Raw genomic sequence first — 25,856 nt, forward strand, 5'->3', positions numbered from 1 at the left:
ACGTCGGCGCCGGGGCGCCCCCACCACCGGGGCACGGGACGCCCGCCGTATAATTTCGCACCTTTCGTGGTGCCCCGCGCATGTCCCTGCAACAACCCAAAGTCGGATTCGTCAGCCTCGGCTGCCCCAAGGCCCTTGTCGATTCGGAGCGCATCCTCACCCAGCTGCGCGTGGAGGGCTACGACCTGGTCCAGGCCTACGACGATGCCGACGTGGTGGTGGTCAACACCTGCGGCTTCATCGACAGCGCGGTGGCCGAATCGCTGGATGCGATCGGCGAGGCGATGGCGGAGAACGGCAAGGTCATCGTCACCGGCTGCCTGGGCAAGCGCGCCGAGGTGATCCGCGAAGCGCATCCGGGCGTGCTGTCGATCAGCGGCCCGCAGGACTACAAGAGCGTGATGGATGCCGTGCACACGGCACTGCCGCCGAAGCACGATCCGTTCACCGACCTGCTGCCGGACTACGGCCTGAAGCTCACCCCAAAGCATTACGCGTACCTGAAGATTTCCGAAGGCTGCAACCACCGCTGCAGTTTCTGCATCATCCCGTCGATGCGCGGCGACCTGGTCTCGCGGCCGGTCGACGAGGTGTTGCGCGAGGCCGAGAAGCTGGTGCGCGGCGGCGTGCGCGAGCTGCTGGTGGTGTCGCAGGACACCAGCGCCTACGGCGTCGACGTGAAGTACGCCGAACGCACCTGGCGCGACAAGCAATACCAGACGCGGATGAAGGCGTTGTGCGAAGGCCTGTCCGAACTCGATGCATGGACGCGCCTGCACTACGTGTACCCGTATCCGCACGTCGACGACATCATCCCGCTGATGGCGGACGGCAAGATCCTCCCGTACCTCGATATCCCGTTCCAGCATGCGAGCCCGCGCGTGCTCAAGCTGATGAAGCGGCCGGGCGCGGTCGACAAGACCCTGGAGCGCGTGCAGCGCTGGCGTGCGACCTGCCCGGAGCTGACCATCCGCAGCACCTTCATCGTCGGCTTCCCCGGCGAGACCGAGGCGGAGTTCGAGGAGTTGCTGGACTTCCTCGACGAAGCGCAGCTCGACCGCGTCGGCGCCTTTGCCTATTCGCCGGTCGACGGCGCCAAGGCCAACGAGTTGCCGGATCCGGTGGATGAAGACGTCAAGCAGGAACGCCTGGCGCGTTTCATGGAGCGCCAGGCGGCGATTTCCGAAGCGCGCCTCGCGGCGAAGGTCGGCACGGTGCAGCAGGTGATCGTGGATGCGATCGATGGCGAACTCGCCATCGCCCGTTCGATGGCGGACGCGCCGGAGATCGACGGCCTGGTGCAGGTGCAGGACGGCCGCGAGGCTGGCCTGGTGCCCGGGGAGTTCGCGTTGGTCCGGATCATGGGCAGCGACGAGCATGACCTGTATGGCGAAGTGGAGTACGAGGCGTAGCAGCGGCTGTGCCGCGGCATGGCTGGCGATCGGACTGGCCGCCGCTGCACATGCGGTGGAGACCGATCCGCCCTACCTGACCGAAGCGCAGTAGATGGCGACGCTGCCACCGAGTGCGATCCTCGAGGTCTCGCTGGTCGCCGATATCGATGCCGATGGACATGCGGATACCGCGATCCTGGGCGGCACCCCGGAGCAACGCCGGCTGGTGGTCTGGTTCGGCAGGGACGGCGGCCACGAATCCCCGGTGGCGGCGGCGCTGGGTGCGCCGAATTCGAACACTGGCGCCAGCCTGGACACGGACAGGGGCGAACTGGTGGTGCTGGACGCCACCGGCGGCGACGTCGAAACCAGGACCATCTACCGCTTCCGGCGCGACCAGGTTGTCGCGGGCATGCGCCTGGTCTCTATCGAAACCGAGCGTTATCGGGGCCGCGATGCCATCCGCATGGCGTGGAACCTGCTGAGCGGCGCGCATGAATTCGTCCGCGGCGAACTGCTCGACTCGGCGGATGGCGAGGAGCGTATCCCGCGCTACACGACCCCGCACCGCAGCCAACGCGAGTCGCCGCCGGTCGCCATGGCCAGCACGCCACTGCCGGATGTGCTGCTCGATGCCGAACTGCGCGCCGCGGCAGTCGGCCGGGACTGAAGCGCGATCCCGCTCAATCGACGTAGCGGATCTCGACGATCGCGTAGTGGACGATGCCGCCGGGCAGCACGGCATCGAATTCGTCGTCCACCCGTTTCTTCAGCATGGCCCGCGCCAACGGTGCATCGATGCTGATCCAGCCCCGGCGTGCATCGGTCTCGTCCGGGCCGACGATGCGATACGCGACCTGTTCGCCGTCGTCGATGTTCTCCAGCTTCACTTCGGCGCCGAAGAACACCGCGTCGCGATCCGAAGGCGCGGCATCGACCACGCGCAGCGCTTCCAGCCGCTTGCTGAGGTAGCGGACGCGGCGGTCGATCTCGCCGAGCTGCTTCTTGCGGTAGGTGTACTCGGCGTTCTCCGAGCGGTCGCCCTCGGCCGCAGCGGCGGCCAGGGCTTTCACGACCTCCGGCCGGCGCACGCGCCAGAGATCGTCGAGTTCCGCCTTCAGCCGGTCATGCCCGGCGCGGGTGACCAGCGCGGTGCTGCCTGCCGCGGGCGGGCGCCAGCGCCCCATGCTTACTTGCGCTTGATGCTGTAGTCCAGGGTGCTTTCGATCGGCTTGCCCTGGCGATCCAGCGCGCGCAACTCGGTGGGCGAGACGATGCTGAAGCTGCGGTCGTATTCGTCCTTGTCCTCCGGATCCAGCATCACCGCCTTGCCGTCGCCGCGCACCGACCAGGTGCCCTTGGACAGGAAGCTGCTCTTGTCCGCGTCCTGGTAGGTCTCGCTCAGGGTGTAGGTGCCTTCCGGCGTGAACGCGATGCTGGTGTCGATGCCCGGGCAATCCGCGCAGGGCAGCATGCCGCCGTAGGTTCCCGCAAACGCCTTGATGTCGAAGCCGTTCACGTCGCCGGCGGGCGAGGCGTGGTCGACGACCTCGGTCACTGCGTTGACCGGTGCGGCGGGTGCCACCGGCGCGGCCGCGGCTTCGGCGGCTTCGTCGGGCTTGCAGCCGGCGGTGGCGGCGAGGGTCGCGGCGAGGGCGATGGCGAGGAGCGTGCGATTCATGGTGAGCCTCATTGCGGAATGGTTTTGGTTGATGCGGGCGCTCAGCGCTTGCCGCCGAGGATGCCGCCGAGCACGCCGCGCAGTACTTTGGTGCCCAGGCGTCGCGCCTCGTTGCGTGCCACCTGTTGCACGACCCCGTCCTTCTTGCCGCCGCGCGGACCGGTGGAGCCGAACAGGAACTCGCGGAAAACGCTGCCGATGCCGCCACGGTCATCACCGTCGTCGCTGTCCTGCGCCGGTGCCTGCGCGTCTGGCGCCTCTGCCTGTCCGGTCTTTGCTTCCGTCTTCTTCGCCAGCAATTCGGCGGCGGAGTCGCGATCGATGCGGTTGTCGTACTTCATCCCCACCGGGCTGCCTGCGCGGACCTGTGCGCGCTCGGCGTCGGTGATCGCGCCCATCCGGCAACGCGGTGGCGCAACGAGTGTTTTCTCCACCGGCATCGGTACACCCTTGTCCTGAAGCGTGGAGACCAGCGCTTCGCCGGTGCCGAGTTGCGAGATCGTCGCGGCCACGTCGAGCGCCGGGTTGGCGACGAAGGTCTCGGCGGCCGTCTTCACTGCCTTCTGGTCGCGTGGGGTGAACGCGCGCAGCGCGTGCTGGAAGCGGTTGCCCATCTGGCCGAGGATTTCGTCGGGCACGTCGTCGGGGAACTGCGAGCAGAAATACACGCCGACGCCCTTCGAGCGGATCAGGCGCACGACCTGTTCGATGCGCTGGCGCAGCGCGGCCGGCGCGTCGTCGAACAGCAGGTGCGCCTCGTCGAACACGAACACCAGCTTCGGCTTGTCGAGGTCGCCGACTTCCGGCAGGTTCTCGAACAGCTCCGACAGCAGCCACAGCAGGAAGCTCGAATACAGCTTCGGCTTCAGGATCAGCTGGTTGGCAGCGAGGATGTTGACCACGCCGCGACCGTCGGTGGTGGTGCGCATCAGGTCGGAGAGTTCCAGCGCGGGTTCGCCGAAGAACATGTCGGCGCCTTCCTGTTCCAGGCGCAGCAACGCGCGCTGGATCGCGCCGATCGACGGCGAGCTGACCAGCCCGTACGAGGTCGAGATGTCCTTGCGTTCCTCGGCGATCAGGCCGAGCAGGGCGCGCAGGTCGTCGAGGTCGAGCAGCAGCAGGCCGCGGTCGTCGGCCAGCTTGAACACGATGTCGAGCACGCCGGACTGGGTTTCGTTCAACTCGAGGATGCGCGAGAGCAGGGTCGGGCCGATCTCGCTGACGGTGGTGCGCACCGGATGGCCCAGCTTGCCCCACAGGTCCCAGAACACCACCGGCGCGGCCTCGTTGCGGTAGTCGCCGATGCCCATCAGCTCGATGCGCTGCTGCAGCTTCTCGCTGGCGGTGCCCGCCACCGCCAGCCCGGCGACATCGCCCTTCACGTCGGCCAGGAACACCGGTACGCCGATCCGGCTGAAGCCTTCGGCCAACGTCATCAGGGTGACGGTCTTGCCGGTGCCGGTCGCGCCGGCGACCAGGCCATGGCGGTTGCCGTACTTCGGCAGCAGGAAGACATTGCCGCTGGTCTCGGTGGTGACTGCCTTGCCTACAAGGATCGGATCCATGTGTGTTCCTGTCGATGTGTTCGATGCTCGAACGTGAATGCGGCGCACCGCGATTCTATGCGATGCCGGACGCCTTCCCGTGACCTGCGGCAGGTTGCCCCGGCGCGTGCGCGACGGCTACCCTGCGGTTCCCCACGCGAGATGTCCATTGCTGATGCCCGTTCGCCCGCTGCCTGCGCTTGCCGCCTTCGCCATCGTCCTGCTTGCCGCCACCTCCGCGCCTGTCGCGCAGGCGCAGTCCAAACGCGACCTCGCCGCTGCGGTGACCCTGCAGCAACGGATGGATGCCGCCGAGAAGCGTTATCGCGATGCGCTGCTGGCGGAGGACGAGGAGACCGACGGCGCCATCCCGGCCGCTGCGCTGACCGAGATGCAGGCGGTGGTCGCCGCCTGTGCAAAGCAGAAGGGCTGCGAGTTGCCGAAGATGCTGGCGACCTACGAACGCCTGCTCAAGGCCACGCCGCAGGATGGCGATGGCGACCCGGACAGCGAGGACGAGGACCCGATCGACGAGGGCGACCTGGCCACCGGCAACGTGCCGGGGAGCGCCGATGCGGCGGCGCTGCTGAGCGACGAGGGCCAGCGCTTCGTGCGCATGGTCCAGTTCAATCCCGCCGTGCAGGCCGGCATCCGCCGCTGGCTGACCGACATGCGCCCGTCGCTGATGGACAGCTACGAGAACTACCGCTACATGCAGCACCTGATGTCACCGGCATTCAAGCGCCACGGCCTGCCTGAGGCGCTGCTGTTCGGGATCATGGCCAAGGAATCCAACGGCAAGGTGCATGTGGGTTCGCGCGCGGGCGCGGTCGGGCCGCTGCAGTTCATGCCGGCCACTGGTCGCCGTTTCGGCCTGGGCAACGATGGCACCGGCTTCGATACCCGCTACGACGCGGCGGCCTCCGCCGACGCCGCGGCGCAGTACCTCGTCGAGCGCATGGCCCAGTTGAACAACAGCATCGAACTGTCGCTGGCCGGCTACAACGGCGGCGAGGGCCGCGCGCTCCGCGTGTACCGCGATACCGGCGGCCGCAGCTTCTGGGATGTGGGCGTCTACAACCAGTTCCCCGCCGAGACCAAGGATTACGTGCCGATGGTGGTGGCCGCGGCCTGGCTGTTCCTGCACCCGAAGGAATACGGCATCCGCTGGCCGAAGGTGAACTCGCGGCCGGCGATGGTGCGCCTGCAGCAGCCGGCCTCGATCTACGAGCTCACCATCTGCCTGGGCAACTACGGTTCGCGCGACGGCTACATGCGTGCGCTGCGCAACCTCAACCCGCGCTGGAGCGCGGACAGCACCATGCCCGCGGGCACCACGCTCAACGCCACCACCCGCATCGCCTCGCTGTACAACCGCTACTGCACCCGCGGGCAGCGCCTGCAGCTGGCCGAGGAGCTGGTGGCCAGCAACGTGCAATCCGCGCTGGTGCGGATCGGTCCGATGACCAGCACCGGCGACGAATCGATGGCCGCTGCCGGCACTTCGGCCGATGCGCCCGCGCAAGCCGCCGCGCCGGTCAAGCCGAAGCCGCAACTCGCGAAGCCGCGGACCCACACGGTCAAGCGCGGCGAGACCCTGTCCGCCATCGTCCGCAAGTTCGACTGCGACCTCGGCGACCTGGCCAGGGCGAACAAGCTGAAGGCGCCCAAGTACGCGATCAAGCCGGGGCAGAGCCTGACCTTGCAGGGGTGCAAGGGCTAACCCTTTCGCGAAATTCAATCCCGTTCGAAAGGAAATGGGGTCAGAGTGAAGTTTTGCGATCGAGATACTCGGGTTCTCCGAATCTCATCGGCGCAAAATTCACTCTGACCCTATTTCCTACAGCGGCCGCATCCGGGGCTCGACCGCCGAAACCCCGGATGCGCTGCGCTTATCCGGGCTACAAGAGCATCAGAGCCGGCTTGCCAGCCGCTGCCCCAGCCGCACCGGTGATTCGGCCTTCAGCGCCGGATCCAGTGCGGCCACGCCCCTCGGCAGCAGCACGATGACGGTGCTGCCGTAGTTGAAGCGCGCCATCTCGGCGAAGCGCTCAAGCTCGATGCCCTTGCCGCGATAGTCCTTGCGGGTGATGCGGTCGCCGTAGGCCGGGATCTCCACGCCGCTCCAGACGGTCTCCACGCCGGAGACCAGCAACGCGCCGACCATCACCGAGGCCATCGGCCCGAACTCGGTGTCGAAGTGGCAGACCAGGCGCTCGTTGCGGGCGAACAGCCGCGGCACGCTGGCCACCGCATCGGTGCCGACCGAGAACAACCGGCCAGGCACGTGCACGGTCTCGCGCAGGGTGCCGGTCCACGGCATGTGCACGCGGTGGTAGTCGCGCGGCGACAGGTACACGGTGGCGTACACGCCATCGGCGAAGGGCTTGGCGGCCTCGGCATCGCCCAGCAGTTCGGCGGCGGTGAACGACTGGCCCTTGGCCTGGAAGATGCGCCCGTCGACGATGTCGCCGCATTGACTGACGTGGCCATCGGCCGGCATCAGGAACGCGGCCGGATCGGCATCGGCCACGCGCGCGCCGGGCTTCAGCGCGCGGGTGAAGAATGCATTGAAGGTGGGGTAGGCGGTGGGATCGGGTTCGGCGGCCTCGGACAGGTCCACGCCGAACTTGCGGGTGACGGTATCGATCAGCCATTGCTTGGTCGACCGGTGGGTCGAATAGGCCAGCGACCGCGCCAGCGAGGACAGCAGGCGATGCGGGAGGACGTAGGTCAGGGCAGTCAGCGGGCTCATTTTTCTTGCTCGTCATCCCGGCGAAGGCCGGGATCCAGTGTCTTTGATCGGTGTTTTACGAAAGTCACTGGATTCCTGCCTGCGCAGGAATGACTGCAGGAGCCGTGCTCAGCAACTCGAGGTCGGTTGCGATCGCCTGGATGTCGAACGGCGGCTGCACCACGCCGGCCATGCGCACCTGCGGATCAAGGAGCACGAAGGCGGCGCTGTGATCGATGGTGTAATCGGCCGGATCGCCGCTGGGCCCCGGCGCCTTCATGAACACCAGCGACAGCGAACGCGCGAAGGCTTCCAGTTGCGGGATCGGCGCGGTGGCGGCCAGCGTGTCGGCATGGAACGCATGCGCGTAATCGCCGGTCGCCTTGGGGCTGTCGCGCTCGGGATCGGTGGACAGGAACAGCACGCGCGGGCGCGTCGCCGCCGGCAGCGCGCCCCATTGCTTCTGCGCAGCGGCCAGCTGCGCCAGCGTGGTCGGGCAGATGTCCGGGCAATGGGTAAAGCCCAGGAACACCACGGTCCAGTGGCCCTTGAGATCGTCGACGGTCAGCGGCGTGCCATCGGATTGCTGCAGCGAGAACGCCGGCAGCACGCGCGGATTCGGCAACAGCGTCACGGCCTTGACCACGGGCAGCGCGGGCGCGGCGGGGCCATGGAACCACTGCGAGGCCCACAGGCCCAATCCCCCGGCCAGGCAGGCCACGAGCAACAGCAGGGCGATGCGTTTCGACATGATCGTCCGGAATGAAGGCGGCCCGCCATGATAGCGGGGCGTCGCCGCTATACTTCACGGCCTTGCACGCGCGTGGCCGCACATGTCCCAGGAATTGCAGACGATCATCGACCTGATCCGCTACGGCGCGAGTCGGTTCAACGCGGCGGGCCTGACCTTCGGCCACAGCTACGACAACGCGCTGGACGAAGCCACGCAGCTGACCCTGCATGCGCTGCACCTGCCGCATGACCTGCCACCGGCCTACGGCAATGCGCGCATCACCGAGGCCGAGAAGGAAGACGTGCTGGGCCTGTTCCTGCGCCGCATCGAGGAGCGCATCCCCGCCGCGTATCTCACCGGCGAGGCGTGGTTCGCCGGCCTGAGTTTCAAGTCGGACACGCGCGCGCTGGTGCCGCGTTCGCCGATCGCGGAAATGATCGAGGCCGGTTTCCAGCCCTGGCTGGGCGATCGCGAGGTCCGCCGCGCGCTGGACCTGTGCAGCGGCTCCGGCTGCATCGCCATCGCCATGGCCCACCACAATCCCGACTGGCACGTGGACGGGGCCGACATCAGCGATGACGCCCTGTCGCTGTCGGCCGAGAACGAAAAGCGCCTGCACGTGCGCAACGTCCGCTTCGTCAAGTCGGATCTGTTCGATGGCCTGCAGGGCGAGCACTACGACCTGATCGTCACCAACCCGCCGTACGTCACCAACGAAGAGACCGACGCCCTGCCGCGCGAATACGCACACGAACCCGAGCTGGGTTTGCGGGCCGGCGACGATGGCCTGGACCTGGCCCTGCGCATCCTCCGCGACGCACCGCTGCATCTTTCGCAGGACGGCCTGCTGGTCTGCGAGGTCGGCGAGGCCGAAACCGCACTGGTCAACCTGCTGCCGGAACTGCCGCTGGCCTGGGTGGAATTCAAGGTCGGGCAGATGGGCATCTTCGTGGCCGAATGCGCCGACCTGATCGCCCACCACGACCGCATCGCCAAGCTCGCGAATGCGCGCGATGCCAGCCGGGCCGCGTCCGGCGCCGGCCTGTTCTGATCGGGCGCGCTTGAACACCTTCGGCCAGTTGCTGCGCGTCACCACCTTCGGGGAATCGCACGGGCCGGCGATCGGCTGCGTCGTCGACGGCTGCCCGCCGGGCATCGCCATCGCGCCGGAAGATTTCGTGCGGGACCTGGCGCGACGCGCGACCGGCACCTCGCGGCACACCTCGCAACGGCATGAAGCCGACGAGGTCGAAATCCTCAGCGGCGTGTACGAAGGCGTCACCACCGGCACGCCGGTCGCGCTGCTGATCCGCAACACCGACCAGCGCAGCAAGGACTACAGCAAGATCGCCGCGCAGTTCCGGCCCGGCCATGCCGATTACACCTACTGGCAGAAGTACGGCATCCGCGATCCCCGCGGTGGCGGTCGCAGCAGTGCGCGCGAGACCACGATGCGCGTCGCGGCCGCGGTCATCGCCAGGAAGTGGCTGGCGGACCGGCATGGCGTGCGCGTGCAGGGCTGGTTGTCGCAATTGGGCGAGATCGTGCCGGACGGGTTCGATGCAAGCGTCATCGAGACCAATCCGTTCTTCTGGCCGCATGCCGCACAGGTGCCGGAACTTGAAACCTACATGGATGCGCTGCGGAAGTCCGGCGATTCGGTCGGTGCGCGCGTGACCGTAGTCGCCGATGGTGTGCCGCCGGGCTGGGGCGAGCCGGTCTACGGCAAGCTGGACGGCGACCTTGCTGCGGCGATGATGTCGATCAACGCGGTCAAGGGCGTGGAGACCGGCGACGGCTTCGCGTCCGTCGCGCAGAAGGGCAGCATGCATCGCGACGTGATGACGCCGGATGGATTCCTGTCGAACCATGCAGGCGGAATCCTCGGCGGCATCTCCACCGGCCAGCAGGTCTCGGTCTCGGTCGCGTTCAAGCCGACGTCCAGCCTGCGCCTGCCGGTGGAAGGGCTGGATGCCGAGGGCAACGTGGTCGACGTCGTCACCACCGGCCGCCACGATCCCTGCGTGGGCATCCGCGCAACACCCATTTGCGAGGCGATGCTGGCGCTGGTGCTGATGGACCAGGCCTTGCGCCATCGCGCGCAGTGCGGCGACGTGGGTGATGTCACGCCGCGCATTCCCGGCACCACGTCCATTACCACCGACGCGAAACGATAGCGGCGCGCCGCCGGCTACGCCCCCACGGGCAGCAGCGCGCCGCAGCGGACACGCAAGCAACCCATTCCGACTTTCCCGCAGCGCGACGATCCGCGCCGCAATTCCAGGACACGAGACGCAATGAGCAAGCAATTCAAGGTGGCAGTGGTGGGCGCGACCGGCGCCGTGGGCGAAGTGATGCTGTCGATCCTCGCCGAGCGCGACTTCCCGGCGAGTGAAGTGGTCGCCCTGGCCAGCGAGCGATCCGCCGGTACTACCGTGGCATTCGGGAATGGCGACCTGGTGGTGCAGGACCTGGCCACGTTCGATCCCACCGGGGTGGACATCGCGCTGTTCTCCGCAGGCGGCGCCACCAGCAAGGAATATGGACCGAAGTTCGCCGCCGCCGGCGCGGTGGTGATCGACAACTCCTCGACCTTCCGCTACGACGACGACGTGCCGCTGGTGGTGTCCGAGGTCAATCCCGACGCCATTCGCAATCGGCCGCGCGGGATCATCGCGAACCCGAATTGCTCGACCATGCAGCTGATGGTCGCGCTGAAGCCGATCTTCGACGCCGCCGGCATCGAGCGCATCAACGTGGCGACGTACCAGTCCGTGTCGGGCGCGGGTCGCTCCGGGTTGGAAGAGCTGGGCGTGCAGACCGGCAAGCTGCTGAACTTCCAGGACATCGAGCCGAAGAAGTTCCAGGCCCAGATCGCCTTCAACCTGATCCCCCACATCGACGACTTCCAGGACAACGGTTACACCAAGGAAGAGATGAAGCTGGTCTGGGAGACCCGCAAGATCCTCGGCGACGAGGCCATCCAGGTGAACCCGACCGCGGTGCGCGTGCCGGTGTTCTACGGCCATTCCGAAGCGGTGAATGTCGAGACCCGCGAGAAGCTGAGTGCGGAAGCGGCGCGTGCGTTGCTGGAGCGCGCCCCGGGCGTGGTGGTGGTCGACGAACGCAAGGCCGGCGGCTATCCCACGCCGGTCACCCATGCGTCGGGCAGCGATGCGGTTTACGTCGGCCGCATTCGCGAAGACCTGTCGCATCCACGCGGGCTGAACCTGTGGGTGGTGTCCGACAACATCCGCAAGGGGGCGGCGCTGAACGCGGTGCAGATTGCGGAACTTGTTGCCGCCGAAGGCTGAGCGCGGCTAGAGTCGTCGCGGTGATGGGGGCGGGAGCAGGCGTGATCAGGACATTGCGAACGGCGGCGATCGCCACCGCGCTGCTATTGGCGGCGGGAAATGCGTGGGCGCTCGGCCTCGGCCAGATCGAGGTCAAGTCGCGGCGCAACCAGCCGCTGGTCGCGGAAATCCCGATCATCTCGACCACGCCGGGTGAACTCGAAGCGCTGCAGGCGCGGCTGGCTTCGCCGGAAACCTTCCGCCGGGTCGGGCTGGCCCCGCCCAGCGGCGTCGCCGCCGACCTGCAATTCAGCCTGGGAAGCGATGCGCGCGGCAGGCCGGTGATCCGGGTCACCAGCACCCGCCCGGTCGAGCAGCCGGTGCTGAATTTCCTGGTCGAGGTCGACTGGGGGCAGGGTAGGCTGGTGCGCGAATATTCCGCGCTGGTCGACGCGCCGAACACCGCCAGTGCGCCGCTGCAACCGGCCATCGAGGCACCGGTCTCGCCGGCGCCGAACGTGGTCCAGCGGCCGGCGACGCCGCCGGTTGCCGCAGCGCCGGCACCCGCGCCGCTGACGGTTCCCGAAGCGCGTCCGGAACCTGCGCCAGCGCCCATCGCCATCGCACCGCTGCCACCGCCCGCCGCGGCCTCGGCTCCGCTTGCTGCGACGCCTGCACCTGCCGCCGCGCAGTACGGCCCCATCAAACAGGGCGAAACGCTGTCGAAGATCGCCGGCAAGCTGGACCTGCCGTCCGGCTACAGCCTCGACCAGACGATGCTTGCCCTGTTGCGCGCCAACCCCGATGCGTTCCTGGGCGACGACATCAACCGATTGCGGCGCGGCTCGATCTTGCGCGTCCCGGGTCGCGACGAACTCGGCAGCGTCAGCGCCGACGAAGCCGGGCAGGTCGTCCGCCAGCAGATGCAGCAATGGCGGCAGGCACGCCGCCCGGTGCGCCAGCCCGAGACCGCCACTGCGGAGGCCGCGCCGGCCACGCGCGCGCCGACACCGGCCGCCCCGGCCGCTGCGCCCGCACCCAGGGCGGCCGCCACGGCCGCGAAACCCAAACCTGCAACGCCGCCCCGCCAGGCCGCGCCTGCGCGTCGCCAGGAAGCGCGCTTGCAGATCATCCCGCCCGCTGCACCGGGCAAGGCCACAGGTACACGATCCGGCACCACCGCCGGAGGCGAGGGCAGCATGCTCCAGCAACAATTGCGGCAGAAAGACGAAGACATCGCCGCCAAGGCCGTCGAGATCGGCGAGCTCAAGGAGCGGGTCGCCGATCTCGAGAAACTGAAGCAGGATCAGGAGCAATTGCTGTCGCTCAAGGACAGCGAACTGGCCGCCGCCCAGCAGCGCCTGGCCGAGGCCAACAAGGCCGCCGCCACTGCGGCCGCTGCCGCGGTCAAGCCTGCCGCCGCGCAGGCCGTGCCGCAGGCCAGCCAACAGGTGCCGGCCACCCAGGACGCTGCCGCAACTGCGTCCAACCCGATGCCCTACATCTGGGGCGGACTCGGCCTGGCGGCGGTGGCCTTGCTGGGTTGGCTGCTGTTCGGCCGCCGCAAGCCGGCCCCGGCGCCGCGCCGCAGCAGCTTCGACAGCGGAGCGCTTGCCGCCAGCCTGGTGCATCCTTCGGTCGAGACCGAGGCGTCGCGCGCCGTGGATGACGAGCGCATGGATGACGGCCGCGTGGCGGATGATCAGCGCGATATCGACGACATCGCGCCGGATGCGGCGCCGCCCGTTGACAACCGGGCCGAAGACACGCCTGCGCCGGCACCGACCATCGACCTCGCCGACGTGCCGCCGAGTGCCACGAGGGTGGAGACCCCGGCCTGGCATTCCGGCTGGGTCAAGGCCGAGGCCTTCGTGCCACCGCCGCCTCCGGTCGAACCCGCTGCGCCGCGCTTCGTGCCGCTGCATGACGACTTGCTCGAACCCGACGCCCCGGCACCGCAGGCCAGCGCCGAGCAGCGGATGAAGCTGGCGCGTGCCTTCCTGGACATCGGCGATGATCATTCGGCGAAGCAGTTGCTGCGCGAATTGCTGGACGATGCCGATCCGGTCGCGCGCACCGATGCTGCGCGCCTGTTGCGCGAGATCGGCTGAGGCCCATCGGCAGGCGGATGCGTTTCGCGCTGGGAATCGAATACGACGGCAGCGGGTTCTCCGGCTGGCAGCGGCTGAGCCCGGCCGGAACCCACGCCGCCGACGGCAGCCTGCAGACCGCGCTGGAAATCGCCTTGTCGAAGGTGGCCGATGCGCGCATCGACACCGTCTGTGCGGGTCGCACCGATGCCGGCGTGCACGCACGCTGCCAGGTGGCGCATTTCGACACCGAGGCGATCCGCGATGCGCGCGGCTGGGTGCTGGGCACGACCGCCAACCTGCCATCCGCGATGGCCGTACGCTGGTGCGTGCCGGTCGCCGACGACTTCAGCGCGCGCTTCGCCGCGCGATCGCGGCGCTATCGCTACCGCATCCTCAACCGCGGCACCCGCCCCGGGCTGCACCGCCAGTACCTGAGCTGGGAACGCATGCCGCTGGATGCCGATGCCATGCACGCCGCCGCGCAGGCCTTGCGTGGCGAGCAGGATTTCTCCGCATTCCGCAGCATCCAGTGCCAGGCCGCGCATGCGCGGCGCGACCTGCAGGACATCGTGGTGACCCGCCACGACGAAGAGGTCCTCGTGGACGTGCAGGCGAATGCCTTCCTCCACCACATGGTCCGCAACATCGTGGGGTCGCTGCTGCCGGTCGGCCGTGGCGAACGTCCGGTCGCGTGGGTCGCCGAACTGCTCGAAGGTCGCGACCGCAACGTCGCCGGACCGACCGCGCCGGCGGCCGGACTGCTGTTCCTCGGGCCGCGTTATCCGCGACAATGGGGTCTCCCGCAGGACGTCTGCGGCGACGACATCACCAGCTGAAGGTCCGCCGATGAAGCGCGCGTTGTTCCGCACCCGCATCAAGTTCTGCGGCCTGACCCGTGCCGGCGACGTGCGCCTGGCCGGCGAGCTGGGCGTCGACGCGATCGGCCTGATCTTCGCCGCGGGCAGTCCGCGCAGGATCGAACCGGAAGCCGCGCGCGCGCTGCGCGAGGCGCTGGCACCGCTGGTCGATGCCGTCGCGCTGTTCATGGACAACAGCGCCAGCGAAGTGCGCGAGGCGATCGCCCAGGCGCGGCCGACCCTGCTGCAGTTCCACGGCAGCGAGGATGACGCGTTCTGTCGCCGTTTCGGCCTGCCGTACCTGAAGGGCGTCGGCCTGAAGGGCGCGGAGGCCGGCCTCAACGGGCGCATGCTGCATGCGCGCTACCCGCATGCCGCGGGTTTCGTGCTGGATGGCCATGCGCCGGGCCAACCGGGCGGCAGCGGGCAGCGGGTCGACATCGCCGCCATTCCGCAGGACATGAGCAAACCCTATGTGCTCGCAGGCGGACTCAGCGCCGACAATGTCTATGCCGCGGTGCGCGCGGCCTCGCCATGGGGCGTGGATGTCGCCGGCGGCATCGAACTGGAACCCGGGATCAAGGATGGCGCGTTGATGCGCCGCTTCGTGGAGGAAGTGCGGCGTGCCGATTGCATCGAACTTGGCGAGAACGGCGACATCGGGGAATGCGATGCCTGTGGTCGCTGAGCGCCCCCGCCGCGCTGTTGTACCCTGTGCCCCGATGGCAACCCCGCGCCGCAAACACGCTCCGTTCGGCCGTTCCCTGCGTCGCTGGCGCCGGGTGCCGGCCGCCATGGTCTGGTGACGCCCCTCTCCGCAGCGAAGACCCGCCTTCCCGCAGCCCGATCGGCTGCGCCCGCTTCCGGAGCACCTGCATGCCATCGCCAATCACCGAGACCGCACCCGGTGCGGCCCTCGACTACTCTCGCTATCCCGACGCCTCCGGCCATTTCGGGCGCCACGGCGGCCGCTTCGTCGCGGAAACCCTGATCGGTCCGCTGGAAGAACTCGCCGCTGCCTACGATGCCGCGCGCGTCGATCCCGCCTTCATCGCCGCGTTCGAGAAGGACCTCAGGCACTACGTCGGCCGTCCCAGCCCGATCTACCACGCGGAACGCCTGAGCCGCGAAAACGGCGGCGCGCAGATCCTGCTCAAGCGTGAGGACCTGAACCACACCGGCGCGCACAAGATCAACAACACCATCGGCCAGGCCCTGCTGGCCAGCCGGATGGGCAAGACCCGGATCATCGCCGAGACCGGCGCCGGCCAGCACGGCGTGGCCAGCGCCACCGTGGCCACGCGCCTGGGCCTGGAGTGCGTGGTCTACATGGGTGCGACCGACATCGAGCGGCAGAAGATCAACGTCTACCGGATGAAGCTGCTGGGGGCGACGGTGGTGCCGGTGACCAGCGGTTCGGCCACGCTCAAGGACGCGCTGAACGAGGCGATGCGCGACTGGGTGACCAACGTGCAGGACACCTTCTACATCATCGGCACCGTCGCCGGCCCGGATCCGTACCCGCGCATGGTCCGCGACTTCAATGCCGTGGTCGGCCGCGAGGCGCGTGCGCAGATGCTGGCCGAATATGGCCAATTGCCGGACGCGATCACCGCCTGCGTCGGCGGCGGCAGCAATGCGATCGGCCTGTTCCATGCGTTCCTCAACGATGGCGGCGTGCGCATCGTCGGCGCCGAGGCCGCGGGCGACGGCATCGAGACCGGCCGGCATGCCTCCTCGCTGTCGGCCGGCCGGATCGGCGTGCTGCACGGCAATCGCACCTACGTGATCTGCGACGATGATGGCCAGATTATCGAGACCCACTCGATCTCGGCCGGCCTGGACTATCCCGGCGTCGGCCCGGAGCACGCGTTCCTGAAGGACAGCGGCCGCGCCGAATACGTCGGCGTCACCGATGACGAAGCCCTGGCCGCGTTCCACAAGCTGACCCGCACCGAGGGCATCCTGCCGGCGCTGGAATCCAGCCACGCCATCGCCCAGGCGCTCAAGCTGGCGCGGGAGTTGCCGAAGGACGCGCTGGTCCTGTGCAACCTGTCCGGCCGCGGCGACAAGGACGTGCACACCATCGCCGCACGCGATGGCATGACCCTCTGAGCGGAGGCGGGGAGCCCCGGCGCTCGATGTCGTCCAGGGCGATTTCCCGCTGAACTGGCCTCGACCCGTCGCTTGCGAGACAATACCCGGCTGCGCAAACACTTCATGAGGAATACGGCCATGGCCGACGAACAGCAGACCCCGGACGCGGCCGACGCTTCCGCACAGGCCCAGAACGGGCCCGACCCGAAGTTCTTCGATTGCGTCAACGAATACCTGGAGCTGACCAACAAGCAGGCCCGCCAGTACGGCGAGAAGCGCATCAGCCTGGCCAGCATGTACGCCGCCGCGCGCTTCAACGCGCACGTGTACCTGGTCAGCGTGAAGCCGATCCATGCTGCCGGCGAGCGCAAGGACTTCCTCGACTACATGACCACCATGTACCGCCGGATGCTCAACGAGCACCTGGACGGGATGGGCCAGGAACGCGGCATCGACGTCGGCGAGTCCGAGCTGGCCGCCGAATACGCCGCTGCCGGCATCCAGGTCGGTGGCGGTCCCACCCAGACCCCGGCGGGCGACTATGTGGCCGCTGCGGGTGCAGTGCCGCCGGCTGCCGCGGCGAACGAGTGACCCGTTTGCAGGCAAGGCTGGACGCGCTGCGTGCGTCCGGTCGCAAGGCGCTGGTGCCGTTCATCAGCGCCGGCGACCCGTCGCTGGAAGCGACCGTGCCGGTCATGCATGCACTGGCCGCGGCCGGCGCCGACGTGATCGAACTGGGCGTGCCGTTTTCCGACCCCATGGCCGATGGCCCGGTGATCCAGCGCAGCTCCGAGCGCGCGCTGGCACGCGGTGCCGGGCTGGCCTTCGTGCTGGACGCGGTGCGCCAGTTCCGTGAGGCCGATGCCGCCACTCCGGTAGTGTTGATGGGCTACCTGAATCCGGTCGAGATCCGCGGTGCCGCCGGCTTTGCCGCCGCGGCTGCCGAGGCCGGCGTGGACGGCGTGCTGCTGGTGGACCTGCCGCCGGAAGAAGCCGACGAGTACCGCGCCGCGTTCTCCCGCCACGGGCTCACCCTGATCTCGCTGGCCTCGCCGACCACGCCGGATGCGCGCCTGCAGCGGTTGTGCACGCATTCGGAAGGCTATCTGTACTACGTCACGTTCGCCGGCGTGACCGGTGCCGACGGCCTGGACGTGGCCGAAGCCGGCCAGCGCTTGCACCAGTTGCGGACCATGGCCTCGATGCCGGTGTACGCCGGCTTCGGGATCCGCGATGCCGCCAGCGCCGCGGCGATGGCCGTGCATGCCGACGGCGTGGTGGTGGGCAGCGCGCTGGTCTCCGTGCTCGCGCAATGCAGCCACGCGGATGACGCGGCGGAGCGCGCGGGCAGTTTCCTGCTGCCCCTGCGCCAGGCCCTGGACGAACTGGCCTGCGTCCCGGCCTGAGCTAGACTGCGCCACCGGCATCCGCGCGGATCGCACGGCGACGCGGCGCCCGACAACAGCGGTGAACGAACCGAATGAGCTGGCTTAAGAAACTGATGCCCGCGAGCATCCGCACCGAAACCGGGGTGGATCGCAAGCGCAGCGTGCCGGAAGGCCTCTGGGAAAAATGCGAGCGCTGCGGTGCAGTGCTGTACCGCCCGGAACTCGAGGAAAACCTCGAGGTCTGCCCGAAGTGCAGCTTCCACATGCCGATCCGCGCGCGCGCGCGCCTGGCAGCCTTGCTGGACGACGGCATGGGCCACGAGATCGGTGCCCAACTGGGCCCGACCGACGTGCTCAAGTTCAAGGACCAGAAGAAGTACGCCGAGCGCATCAAGGCCGCGCAGAAGTCCACCGGCGAGCGCGACGCGCTGATCGCGATGGAAGGCAAGCTGAAGGGCCACGACCTGGTCGCCGCCGCCTTCGATTTCGCCTACATGGGCGGTTCGATGGGCTCGGTGGTCGGCGAGCGCTTCACCCTCGGTGCGGAACGCGCGCTGGCGCTGCGTTGCCCGTTCGTGTGCTTCTCCGCCAGCGGCGGCGCGCGCATGCAGGAAAGCCTGTTCTCGCTGATGCAGATGGCCAAGACCTCGGCCGCGCTGGGCCGCCTGCGCGCGGCGGGCTTGCCGTACATCTCGGTGCTGACCCATCCGACCACCGGCGGCGTGTCCGCGAGCTTTGCCATGCTAGGCGACATCAATCTGGCGGAGCCCGAAGCCCTGATCGGCTTCGCCGGCCAGCGCGTGATCGAGCAGACCGTGCGCGAGAAGCTGCCGGAAGGCTTCCAGCGCAGCGAATTCCTGCTGGAGCACGGCACCGTCGACCAGATCGTCGACCGCCGCGAACTGCGCGATCGCCTGGCCCATTTGCTGGCGATGCTGATGAAGCAACCGGCGCCCGCCGACGACGTCGAGGCCGCATGAGCGCGCGCCGCTACTTCGGTACGGACGGCATCCGCGGCCGCGTCGGCGAAGGTCCGATCTCGGCCGACTTCGTGCTGCGCCTGGGCAATGCCTACGGCCATGCGCTGGTCGCCGCCAGCGGCGCCGGGCGCGAATGGCGCAACCCGATGGTGGTGATCGGCAAGGACACCCGCATCTCCAACTACATGTTCGAGGCCGCGCTCGAGGCCGGGCTGGTCGCCGCCGGCGTGGACGTGCAGTTGATGGGCCCGATGCCGACGCCCGCGGTCGCGCACCTCACCCATTCGATGCGCGCCGATGGCGGCATCGTGATTTCCGCCTCGCACAACCCGCACCACGACAACGGCATCAAGTTCTTCTCGGCGCAGGGCGAGAAACTCGACGACGCCACCGAACTCGCCATCGAAGCCGCACTGGACGCGCCATTCCGTACCGTGGCCTCCGAGCGATTGGGACGGGCGGTGCGTACCCGCGACACCATCGGCCGCTACGTCGAGGCCTGCAAGAACTCGGTGCCGAAGGGCTTCAACCTGGGCGGCATGCGCATCGTGGTCGATTGCGCGAACGGCGCGACCTACCAGTTGGCGCCGCTGGTGCTGCGCGAACTCGGCGCGCGCCTGGATGCGATCGGGATCGAGCCGAACGGCCTGAACATCAACGATGGCGTGGGTTCCACCCACCCGGAATTGCTGGCCGCGCGCGTGCGCGAAACCGGCGCCGACCTCGGTATCGCTTTCGACGGCGACGGCGACCGCGTGCTGTTCGTCGACGCGCAAGGCAACGTGCGCGACGGCGACGACCTGCTGTACGTGCTGGCCCGCGACTGGCAGGACAGTGGCCGCTTGCGTGGCCCGGTGGTCGGCACGCTGATGACGAACTATGGATTCGAGCAGGCGATGGCGGGCCTCGGCATCGGCTTCGTCCGGGCCAAGGTCGGCGACCGCCATGTTCACCAGCAATTGCTGGCGAACGAGGGCGTGCTCGGCGGCGAAGCCAGCGGCCACCTGCTGTGCCTGGATCGCGCCAGCACCGGCGACGGCATCGTCAGCGCGCTGCAGGTGTTGGAAGTGCTGCAGCGTCGTGGGATCGGCCTGGCCGAGGCGCTGCAAGGCCTGCACAAGGTGCCGCAGAAGACCGTCAACGTGCGTTACCAGGGCAGCAGCAAGCCGGCTGAAGCGCAGAGCGTGCAGGCCGCGCTGGCCGAGGCGCTGCGAGCGGTCGAAGGGCGTGGTCGCGCATTCCTGCGTCCGTCCGGCACCGAGCCGGTGGTGCGGGTCACCGTCGAGGCCGACGATGCCGCGCTGGTCGATGCCACCCTGGCCGCGCTGGCCGCCGCGGTGCGCGCGGCGGCAAGCTGAGGTATCCGCAGCGTCCGTTCGTGGTGAGCTTGTCGAACCACCTGCGGATTCCTGCAAGAGGCGTGGTTCGACAGGCTCACCACGAACGGCAAACGAACGATCGAATTCAAGGCAACCGACATGGCCGCACGCATCCCGACCCTCGACATCACCCGCTTCGACACCGACCGCGAGGCCTTCGTCGCCGAGCTCGGCGCGGCCTACCGCGAATGGGGCTTTGCCGGCATCCGCAACCACGGCATCCCGCAGGCCGAGATCGACCGCGCCTATGCCGCGTTCAAGGCGTTCTTCGCCCTGCCGGACGAGGTCAAGCGCGGCTACCACGTCCCCGGCGGCGGCGGCGCGCGCGGCTACACCGCATTCGGCGTGGAGACCGCCAAGGGCGCGAAATATTCCGACCTCAAGGAGTTCTGGCACATCGGCCGCGAGATCCCGCGCGATTCGAAGTACGCGGCGGACATGGCCCCGAACCTGTGGCCGGCCGAAGTCGCCGATTTCCGCGAGGCCGGCTACGGCCTGTACCAGCGCCTGGACGCACTCGGTTCGAAGGTGCTGTCCGCGCTGGCCCTGCATATCGGCCTGCCGGAGGATTATTTCGCCGACAAGACCGACAGCGGCAACTCGATCCTGCGCCCGATCCACTACCCGCCGATCACCGCCGACGACATCCCCAACGTGCGCGCCGGCGCCCACGAGGACATCAACCTGATCACCCTGCTGGTGGGAGCCAGCGCGGCTGGCCTCGAAGTGCTGTCGAAGCAGGGCGAGTGGGTGCCGTTCACCTCCGACGCCGACACCATCGTGGTCAACATCGGCGACATGCTGCAGCGGCTCACCAACCACGTGTATCCGTCGACCACCCACCGCGTGACCAATCCGCCGGGCGAGCAGGCGCGGCAACCGCGCTACTCGGTGCCGTTCTTCCTGCACCCCAATCCGGACTTCCTGATCGACGTGCTGCCGTCCACGATCACCGCGGACAACCCCAGTCGCTACCCGGAGCCGATCACGGCCCAGGGCTACCTGGAAGAACGCCTGCGCGAGATCAAGCTGAAGTAGGAAGTCGATGCATGGCGGATGATCCGGTTCCGAATCCCAAGGCGAGCGCCTTCACAGGCACTCCGGTCATCCATTACGTTCTGGTCGATCACGAGAATGTGCAGCCAACCGACATCGGCTTGCTAGACAGAGTCGATGTGCGCGTCTTCGTATTCGTCGGTGCTCAGCAGGGCAAGCTGTCATCCGACTTGGCGATCGGGATGCAGAATCTCGGAGAACGAGCAAAGTACGTTCGTGCAGCTGCCGTGGGCGCAAACGCGCTCGATTTCCTCATCGCATTTCACGTGGGGAAGTTGGTGAGTCAGGATGCGCGTGGGTTTTTCCATGTCATATCCAAGGACAAGGGCTACGACCCATTGTTGACACACTTGAAGGATCTCGGAATCTCGGGTGCCCGCTCGGAGACAATCAAGGCAATGCCATTGTTTAGATCACCTGGAGGCAAGGTTCCAGACGCTGCGAGATCAAAGGTTCCGCCCGCTTCTGCAAAACCGAAGCCGCCAGCGGCTGTCGCTGGTCGTGTGCATTTCATCGTCGAGCCAGACGAGTCAAAGATACCAAGCGTCCTTCCAGCAACTTCAACGAAGCCTCCCGCTGTTTCGTTATTGACCTTGCCCCTCACCGATGCAAGGACGACGGCAGAGCGCTGGACGAAACTGCGATCAGGCCTGAAGAAAATGGATGGCAACCGGCCTTCGACAATGTCCTCACTGAAGAAGCATGTGAGCGCTCAGTTCAATGGCGACAAGGTCGGACAGGACACCGTTGATGCATTGATATCGGGACTGATCAAGTTCGGGCTGCTGACCGCGGCGGGTAACTCCAAGTTGACCTGGCACGCAGACAAGTTCTAGCGCGTTCTCACACGCCCATCCAGAAGAACACCGCCGCCATCCGCTGGTCGGCCAGCACTTCGCCGCAGTAGGCGCTCGCGCTGTGGATCATCGCCGCGCTGTAGACCAGCAGGCGGTTGAACTTGTTGGGCACGCGCACGTCCTCGGCGAAGCTGTCGGGCGGCACGAAGCGGGTCCCCATCGCCTCCACCAGGGTGTTTTGCGGGCGGTTCACGGTGTTGCCGCCCAGTTGCCTGGTGGGCATGCGTTGCCGATAGAAGCTGGTGCCGCAGTCTTCCGGCGCGTCGGGGGTCAGGTAGAGCACCCCGGCATAGCGGCACAGTGCGCGCGAATCGGTATGCGGGCGGGCGCCGGCCTCGCGTTCGCCGACGACCTGCACGCAATTGTGGTTGAGTGTCTTGCCGTCGGGCGTGTTGGCGACCCAGAGCTTCTTCATGCCCGTGGCCTGCTTGACCTTGGCCTCGACGAGCGCCATCTCGTCGGCATCCAGCGCGGGGATCGCGCGTCGGCCCGGCCAGCTTTCGCCGGTATGCGGGAAGCCGAGCACCCAGTCCTGCTTGTGCATGCAGCGCTCGCGCACATCGGCCGCATTCGGCAGGACGTCGTCGAAGACCCAGTAGTCGCGGCCCTCGGTGGGCCTGCGGTAGGGCAGCATGCGCAGCGGCGGGAACGGACGGTTCATCGGCGCGACTATACGGTCGGCCGGGCCGGGTTGGTAAACTCCGGGCCCGAATCGACAGGGTGGACCCATGCGCCGCAAGATCGTCGCCGGTAACTGGAAACTGCACGGCACCCGTGCCTTCGCCACCGCGCTGGTCGCGGAGATCGCCGCCTCGCCCGTGCCGGGCGTGGAACTGGTGATCCTGCCGCCGCTGCCGTACATCGGCGACCTGATCGAGGACTTCGAGGGCACGCCACTGGCCTTCGGCGCGCAGGACGTCAGCAGCAACGAGCAGGGGGCCTACACCGGCGAGGTCTCGGCCTCGATGCTGGTCGATGTCGGTGCGCGCTATGGCCTGGTCGGGCATTCGGAGCGCCGCCAGTACCACGCAGAGAGCAGCGAGCTGGTCGCGCTGAAATTCCAGGCCGCGATCCACGCCGGCCTGTGCCCGATCCTCTGCCTGGGCGAGGGCCTCGAGCAGCGTGAGGCGGGGGAGACCGAGGCGGTCATCGCCGCGCAGCTGCGTCCCGTGCTGGACCTGGTCGGCGTGGCCGCCTTCGCCCGTGCGGTGGTGGCCTATGAACCGGTCTGGGCAATCGGCACCGGCCGCACCGCCAGCCCGGAGCAGGCGCAGGCGGTCCACGCCTTCATCCGTGGCGAGGTCGCCGCGCACGATGCTACAATCGCCGGCTCGCTGCCCATCCTGTATGGCGGTAGCGTCAAGCCCGGGAACGCGGCCAGCCTGTTCGGACAGGCCGACGTCGACGGCGGACTGATCGGTGGCGCCTCGCTGGTGGCCGCGGATTTCCTGGCCATCGCAACCGCTGCGGCGGCCTGACCGACTACGGAAACGATTCACGATGTGGCTTCAACTGATCAATGTGGTGTACGTGCTGGTCGCGATCGCGATGGTTGTGCTGATCCTGATGCAGCGCGGCGCGGGTGCGCAGGCCGGCTCGGGTTTCGGTGGCGGCGCGTCGTCGACCGTGTTCGGCTCGCGCGGCTCGTCGAACTTCCTGACCAAGAGCACCAAGTGGCTGGGCGTGCTGTTCTTCGTGATCAGCATGGGCATGGCCATGTACGCCAGCAAGAGCGCGGTCGGCGCGCTGGACGCCAAGCCGGATCTCGGCGTGATGGGCCAGGCCGCACCGGCCGCCGCGCAGCCGGCGCAGGCGCTTCCGACCGCGCCGGCACAGCCTGCTCCGTCGGCTCCGGCTCCGGCGCTCCCGGTCGCTGCGCCGGAATACGCGCAGCCCGATGCCACCCAGCCGCAACCGGCCGCGGAGTCTTCCGCACCGGCACCGGCCCCCGCCGCACCCGCGCAGGGCGGTTGATCGGCATTACAATGCGGCACGCGGCAAACGCCGCAACAGATTTGCCCAGGTGGCGGAATTGGTAGACGCACTACCTTGAGGTGGTAGCGATTTAGGTCGTAGGGGTTCGAGTCCCCTCTTGGGCACCAACTAGAAGTCCGGAGACGTTCGCTAAAGTCCGGGCAGCAACCTCAAACCCCGCTACGGCGGGGTTTTTTTTGGCCGGAAGGTTCGGTGGAGTTCGGGGAGGTTCGGTTGCAGCCGGGCAATTCGGGGGGTACAACTGGGGGTATCGGGGAGTAGGCATCCCAAATTTGCGGGGGTACATTCATGGTTGGGGGTACAGGCAAGCTCACCGCGCTGGCGATAAAGGCTGCCAAGCCAGGAAAGCTCTTTGATGGCGGTGGCCTTTTCCTCGACGTGCGCCCGAACGGATCCCGCTATTGGCGCATGAAGTACCGGTATGGGGGTAAGGAGAACCTGCGGGCCTTGGGTGTCTACCCGGAGATCTCCCTTGCTGAAGCTCGCCAGCTTCGCGATGCCGCACGGTCTCTGATCCGGATGGGAGTTGACCCCAATGCTCATAAGAGGGCGGCGAAGGAGTTGCAACGCCGGGACGTAGACGGTCTGTTCAGCGCCGTAGCCGAGGCATGGCTAGAGGCGAGGAAGGGAGATTGGGCCCCGGAGACCTACCGGAAGGCCAAGTACGTGGTCGACTCCTACCTAACCCCCAAGCTGGGCAAGGAGTCGATTGCGACCCTGACCAGCGCGCAGGCCATAGATGCGGTTGAGGAGATTGCCGAAACCGCCCCGTCACTGGCGAACAAGGCGCGGAACTTCCTGACCGGCATCGTGACCTACGCGATCCGCAAAAGGCTCAGGGAGGAGGGCAAGCTCTTGTCGATGAAGGGCGTGGCCCCTAACCGGGCCAGGGGGCACATTCCAGCTGCTACGGATCCCAAAACGATTGCGGAGCTTGCGAGGGCCATTGACGCATATATCACCCCGGTGACCCGGGGTGCTTTGAAGCTCGCCATGCTGACCGCCATGCGGCCTGGCATCGTGGCATCGGCCCGCTGGGATGAGATCGATCTGGAAGCAGCTGAGTGGCACGTTGCAGGCGACCGGATGAAGATGCGCCACGCTCACATCGTTTCGCTGCCGACCCAAGCGGTTGACGTCCTGCGGTCGATGCAGGCCTACACAGAGGGGCAGGAGTACGTATTCCCGCCACTGGCTCGCCAAGGCACTCCACACCTGCATCGTGACGCTTTAAGCCGAGCGCTGCGCCTCATGGGCTTTGAGGGGAGGCATGCTACCCACGGTTTCCGAGGCATGTTGCGAACCGTTGCGAGAGAGCGCCTACGCATCGACCCAGATATCTTGGAGGCGCAGTTGGCCCACGCGAAGAAGGGTGATGTGCAGAAGGCGTACGATCGCACTACGTTCAATGACGAACGTCGCACGGCCATGCAAGCTTGGGCGGACTACATCGACCAGCTGAAATCAAATGACAATAGCGGCGCGGTGAACGCGAAACTCAAGCAAGTCTGACCATGCTGTGCGCGTTCAGGCCGGCTTCTCTAGTGCGGCTTTCGTGATAGCGTCACCCTCACCGAGCAATTGAGGGGGATGGGTATCAATGAGTGATAGCGATCAACCTCATGAGGTGAGGGTGTCAGGATTTTTGTGGTTCTTCTCCCATCTGAGGGAGAGGCGCACGGCCGACCCGGTTAGTTTGCAGTTGTCGAGTCAACAAACCGGGGGTCGGCCGTGGCCGACGGCGATTGTATTGCCCAGCTCGCTGGGTGGGTGGG

At 67.6% G+C, this 25,856-nt stretch carries 25 protein-coding genes and 1 tRNA gene; 20 read left to right on the forward strand and 6 right to left on the reverse strand.

Annotation, left to right across the window (positions count from 1 at the left end; translation table 11 throughout):
* Window positions 1-80 precede the first annotated feature (80 nt).
* Together rimO and ACE3T8_RS13640 are read left to right on the forward strand one after the other, a co-directional pair.
* A complete protein-coding gene (gene rimO / locus ACE3T8_RS13635; RefSeq protein WP_374609825.1) occupies window positions 81-1,412 on the forward strand; it encodes a 30S ribosomal protein S12 methylthiotransferase RimO in 1,332 nt (443 codons plus the stop codon).
* Between the two features lie 94 nt (window positions 1,413-1,506).
* Window positions 1,507-2,064 carry a hypothetical protein gene (locus ACE3T8_RS13640; RefSeq protein ID WP_374609826.1) on the forward strand — a complete coding sequence of 186 codons (558 nt, stop codon included), beginning with the start codon at window positions 1,507-1,509 and terminating at the stop codon, window positions 2,062-2,064.
* Between the two features lie 13 nt (window positions 2,065-2,077).
* Here the strand turns inward: ACE3T8_RS13640 and greB are convergent, their stop codons facing one another.
* Genes greB through ACE3T8_RS13655 form a run of 3 tightly spaced genes read right to left on the reverse strand, consistent with a single transcriptional unit; the run spans window position 2,078 to window position 4,640 of the window.
* Window positions 2,078-2,581: a transcription elongation factor GreB gene (gene greB, locus ACE3T8_RS13645; RefSeq protein ID WP_374609828.1), complete on the reverse strand. Its 504-nt coding sequence runs from the start codon at window positions 2,579-2,581 to the stop codon at window positions 2,078-2,080.
* Window positions 2,582-2,583: 2 nt separating this feature from the next.
* Window positions 2,584-3,075, reverse strand: a complete 492-nt coding sequence (locus tag ACE3T8_RS13650; RefSeq protein ID WP_374609830.1) for a copper resistance protein NlpE — start codon at window positions 3,073-3,075, stop codon at window positions 2,584-2,586.
* A gap of 41 nt (window positions 3,076-3,116) precedes the next feature.
* The gene (locus ACE3T8_RS13655) at window positions 3,117-4,640 is read right to left on the reverse strand and encodes a helicase HerA-like domain-containing protein (RefSeq protein WP_374609832.1); all 1,524 of its coding nucleotides are present in this window, start codon (window positions 4,638-4,640) and stop codon (window positions 3,117-3,119) included.
* A gap of 154 nt (window positions 4,641-4,794) precedes the next feature.
* Here ACE3T8_RS13655 and ACE3T8_RS13660 point away from each other — a divergent pair, with 154 nt between their 5' ends.
* Window positions 4,795-6,342, forward strand: a complete 1,548-nt coding sequence (locus ACE3T8_RS13660; RefSeq protein WP_374609834.1) for a transglycosylase SLT domain-containing protein — start codon at window positions 4,795-4,797, stop codon at window positions 6,340-6,342.
* A gap of 189 nt (window positions 6,343-6,531) precedes the next feature.
* Here the strand turns inward: ACE3T8_RS13660 and asd are convergent, their stop codons facing one another.
* Window positions 6,532-7,374, reverse strand: coding sequence for an archaetidylserine decarboxylase (asd, locus tag ACE3T8_RS13665; RefSeq protein WP_374609835.1), 843 nt, complete (start codon window positions 7,372-7,374; stop codon window positions 6,532-6,534).
* A gap of 64 nt (window positions 7,375-7,438) precedes the next feature.
* Window positions 7,439-8,107 (reverse strand): SCO family protein, encoded by a 669-nt coding sequence (locus ACE3T8_RS13670; RefSeq protein WP_374609868.1) that lies wholly within the window; start codon window positions 8,105-8,107, stop codon window positions 7,439-7,441.
* A 79-nt stretch (window positions 8,108-8,186) separates the two neighbouring features.
* Between ACE3T8_RS13670 and prmB the strand changes: the two genes are divergently transcribed.
* From prmB to ACE3T8_RS13735, 13 genes are all read left to right on the forward strand, one after another.
* Window positions 8,187-9,137 carry a 50S ribosomal protein L3 N(5)-glutamine methyltransferase gene (prmB, locus tag ACE3T8_RS13675; protein ID WP_374609837.1) on the forward strand — a complete coding sequence of 317 codons (951 nt, stop codon included), beginning with the start codon at window positions 8,187-8,189 and terminating at the stop codon, window positions 9,135-9,137.
* 10 nt (window positions 9,138-9,147) lie between these two features.
* Entirely contained in the window at window positions 9,148-10,263 is a 1,116-nt protein-coding gene (gene aroC / locus ACE3T8_RS13680; RefSeq protein WP_374609838.1) for a chorismate synthase, read from the forward strand.
* A gap of 120 nt (window positions 10,264-10,383) precedes the next feature.
* On the forward strand, window positions 10,384-11,400 hold the full coding sequence (locus ACE3T8_RS13685; RefSeq protein ID WP_374609840.1) for an aspartate-semialdehyde dehydrogenase: 1,017 nt from the start codon (window positions 10,384-10,386) through the stop codon (window positions 11,398-11,400).
* A 41-nt stretch (window positions 11,401-11,441) separates the two neighbouring features.
* Window positions 11,442-13,490, forward strand: a complete 2,049-nt coding sequence (locus ACE3T8_RS13690) for a FimV/HubP family polar landmark protein (protein ID WP_374609842.1) — start codon at window positions 11,442-11,444, stop codon at window positions 13,488-13,490.
* A gap of 17 nt (window positions 13,491-13,507) precedes the next feature.
* Complete coding sequence (gene truA / locus ACE3T8_RS13695) at window positions 13,508-14,308, forward strand: tRNA pseudouridine(38-40) synthase TruA (RefSeq protein ID WP_374609844.1); 801 nt, start codon at window positions 13,508-13,510, stop codon at window positions 14,306-14,308.
* Between the two features lie 10 nt (window positions 14,309-14,318).
* Entirely contained in the window at window positions 14,319-15,017 is a 699-nt protein-coding gene (locus ACE3T8_RS13700) for a phosphoribosylanthranilate isomerase (RefSeq protein ID WP_374609846.1), read from the forward strand.
* Window positions 15,018-15,205: 188 nt separating this feature from the next.
* The gene (gene trpB / locus ACE3T8_RS13705; RefSeq protein WP_374609847.1) at window positions 15,206-16,444 is read left to right on the forward strand and encodes a tryptophan synthase subunit beta; all 1,239 of its coding nucleotides are present in this window, start codon (window positions 15,206-15,208) and stop codon (window positions 16,442-16,444) included.
* Window positions 16,445-16,564: 120 nt separating this feature from the next.
* Window positions 16,565-17,017, forward strand: a complete 453-nt coding sequence (locus tag ACE3T8_RS13710; protein ID WP_374609849.1) for a DUF3144 domain-containing protein — start codon at window positions 16,565-16,567, stop codon at window positions 17,015-17,017.
* Window positions 17,014-17,832, forward strand: coding sequence for a tryptophan synthase subunit alpha (gene trpA, locus ACE3T8_RS13715; protein WP_374609851.1), 819 nt, complete (start codon window positions 17,014-17,016; stop codon window positions 17,830-17,832). Before ACE3T8_RS13710 ends, trpA begins: the two co-directional genes overlap by 4 nt.
* A gap of 74 nt (window positions 17,833-17,906) precedes the next feature.
* Window positions 17,907-18,794 carry an acetyl-CoA carboxylase, carboxyltransferase subunit beta gene (gene accD, locus ACE3T8_RS13720; RefSeq protein ID WP_374609853.1) on the forward strand — a complete coding sequence of 296 codons (888 nt, stop codon included), beginning with the start codon at window positions 17,907-17,909 and terminating at the stop codon, window positions 18,792-18,794.
* Complete coding sequence (gene glmM / locus ACE3T8_RS13725) at window positions 18,791-20,152, forward strand: phosphoglucosamine mutase (protein WP_374609855.1); 1,362 nt, start codon at window positions 18,791-18,793, stop codon at window positions 20,150-20,152. Before accD ends, glmM begins: the two co-directional genes overlap by 4 nt.
* Before the next feature lie 120 nt (window positions 20,153-20,272).
* Window positions 20,273-21,211, forward strand: coding sequence for an isopenicillin N synthase family dioxygenase (locus ACE3T8_RS13730; RefSeq protein WP_374609857.1), 939 nt, complete (start codon window positions 20,273-20,275; stop codon window positions 21,209-21,211).
* Between the two features lie 11 nt (window positions 21,212-21,222).
* Window positions 21,223-22,065 (forward strand): PIN domain-containing protein, encoded by an 843-nt coding sequence (locus ACE3T8_RS13735; protein WP_374609859.1) that lies wholly within the window; start codon window positions 21,223-21,225, stop codon window positions 22,063-22,065.
* 7 nt (window positions 22,066-22,072) lie between these two features.
* Here ACE3T8_RS13735 and ACE3T8_RS13740 read toward each other — a convergent pair whose 3' ends face one another.
* Window positions 22,073-22,747 (reverse strand): DUF6445 family protein, encoded by a 675-nt coding sequence (locus ACE3T8_RS13740; protein ID WP_374609860.1) that lies wholly within the window; start codon window positions 22,745-22,747, stop codon window positions 22,073-22,075.
* 67 nt (window positions 22,748-22,814) lie between these two features.
* Between ACE3T8_RS13740 and tpiA the strand changes: the two genes are divergently transcribed.
* The 4 genes from tpiA to ACE3T8_RS13760 all read left to right on the forward strand — a co-directional run bounded on the left by tpiA (window position 22,815) and on the right by ACE3T8_RS13760 (window position 25,593).
* Window positions 22,815-23,564 carry a triose-phosphate isomerase gene (gene tpiA, locus ACE3T8_RS13745; RefSeq protein ID WP_374609862.1) on the forward strand — a complete coding sequence of 250 codons (750 nt, stop codon included), beginning with the start codon at window positions 22,815-22,817 and terminating at the stop codon, window positions 23,562-23,564.
* Between the two features lie 22 nt (window positions 23,565-23,586).
* Window positions 23,587-24,060 carry a preprotein translocase subunit SecG gene (secG, locus tag ACE3T8_RS13750; RefSeq protein ID WP_374609864.1) on the forward strand — a complete coding sequence of 158 codons (474 nt, stop codon included), beginning with the start codon at window positions 23,587-23,589 and terminating at the stop codon, window positions 24,058-24,060.
* Between the two features lie 43 nt (window positions 24,061-24,103).
* Window positions 24,104-24,188 (forward strand) — tRNA-Leu (locus ACE3T8_RS13755).
* A gap of 181 nt (window positions 24,189-24,369) precedes the next feature.
* A complete protein-coding gene (locus ACE3T8_RS13760) occupies window positions 24,370-25,593 on the forward strand; it encodes a tyrosine-type recombinase/integrase (RefSeq protein ID WP_374609866.1) in 1,224 nt (407 codons plus the stop codon).
* Window positions 25,594-25,856 lie beyond the last annotated feature (263 nt).

The sequence above is a fragment of the Thermomonas sp. genome, assembly GCF_041919455.1.
Lineage (GTDB): Bacteria > Pseudomonadota > Gammaproteobacteria > Xanthomonadales > Xanthomonadaceae > Thermomonas.